Annotated in this window: 2 protein-coding genes; both read right to left on the minus strand. The window is 47.4% G+C overall.

Going from position 1 to position 1,425, the window contains the following annotated elements:
* On the minus strand, window positions 1–1,226 hold a 1,226-nt coding region (locus R7P72_RS24355; RefSeq protein ID WP_318110875.1), incomplete at its 3' end, for an AMP-binding protein.
* Between the two features lie 80 nt (window positions 1,227–1,306).
* Window positions 1,307–1,425 (minus strand): thermostable hemolysin (locus tag R7P72_RS24360; protein ID WP_318110876.1); only part of this gene is annotated, 119 nt, incomplete at its 5' end.

Consider the following 1,425-nt stretch of genomic DNA (forward strand, 5'->3'; position numbering starts at 1 on the left):
AACGCCAACGCTTCTGATTCAATCCATTCCGGTGAGACATTTCTGCCGTATGCGGTGACGATAAGGTTCTTCTTGCGTCCTGAGAGAGTGACAAAACCTTGCGCGTCAATTTGGGCTAAGTCGCCAGTTGCTAACCATTCTTGAGTAAACGGCTCATTCAAATAACCAAGAGCAGCGTTGCCTTTGACGAGCAGTTCACCATCTTCCGCGATACGAATCTGAATGTGCGGAAGTGGTTTGCCACACGTTCCTGCTTTAAATGCGCCTGGTGTATTCAAACAAACAACAGAGCCACATTCAGACAAGCCATAACCTTCAAACGCAGGGATGTTCAGCGCATGCGCGGTGTTAATCAGTTGCGACGACACTCTTGCGCCGCCAACGGCAACAAATTTTAGAGAATCCACAAGAGAGGGCTGCTGTTTCGCGATCTGAATGAGCGCAAGCAATAAAGCCGGTGTTAGCACTAAGCTTTCTGGTTTGATGGTCGCTAATGCTTGTGCAAACAGACGCGGTTCGAATTGGCTTGAACCGAGTAAGCCAGTTTGCGCTCCGGGTAAAATAGATGACGTCACGCCCAACATGAGTGGAACATAAACGCCGGTTATGTTCTCGAGAAGTGTCGATAACGGAAGCAGCACTAAGTGCGAGTGCGCCGTGCCGTTTACTGCGTCGGCGAGCGATTTCGCCACCAAACACAAATGATCATTGCTTAAACAGACGCCTTTAGGCTGACCAGTCGAGCCCGACGTAAATGTGATTTTTCCGGTTTCTGGTAGATAAGCTGCCTGTGTATCTTCATCTCCCAACTGGTTACGACGCAGCAAAGGCAAATTTGCAATGGAAAACAAATGGTCTTGCTGGTTAAAGCTTTGCTTAGGATGAGAAGCCAACCATGCTTGCCAATCGCCGACTAAAGCATCGACGCCTGATTGCTCTAATGTGTGTTCAACTTGTGCATCAGAGAAAAAAGTCGGAATAGGTACGACGACTATGTCTGCCGTCATCGCCGCCAAATCAACAATGGCCCAATCGATGCTGTTTTCTGCGCGTAGCGCGAGTGCTTTGATGTTCTGTGCAATAAGCTCGGCGGCAACGAGTTCGATCTTGTTTAACAATTCAGAGTAAGTCAGTTCAACCGTTTGATTCGCTTCGTAGCCGACAAGTGCTACTCGATCTGGTGTCGTTTTTGCCCATTTTGTAATGGCATCGAGGAGAATATTCATACATCACCTATATTCTGGCGTTGTGTTTAACCAAGTTGTTCTGGTTGTGTTTGCGGTTTTAACGACGTTTATTTTTCTATCTAGGCTTGTTTGCGTTTTCTTTCTTGGACTAATCGAAGACGCTCTAGTCCTTTTTGCAAATTGCCTGCTAACACACGCGGTTGATGTTCGTAGTATGACCCCCAAGTGGACTCGGCAT

It is taken from the genome of Vibrio sp. Vb0888 (assembly GCF_033338835.1).
Lineage (GTDB): Bacteria > Pseudomonadota > Gammaproteobacteria > Enterobacterales > Vibrionaceae > Vibrio > Vibrio alginolyticus.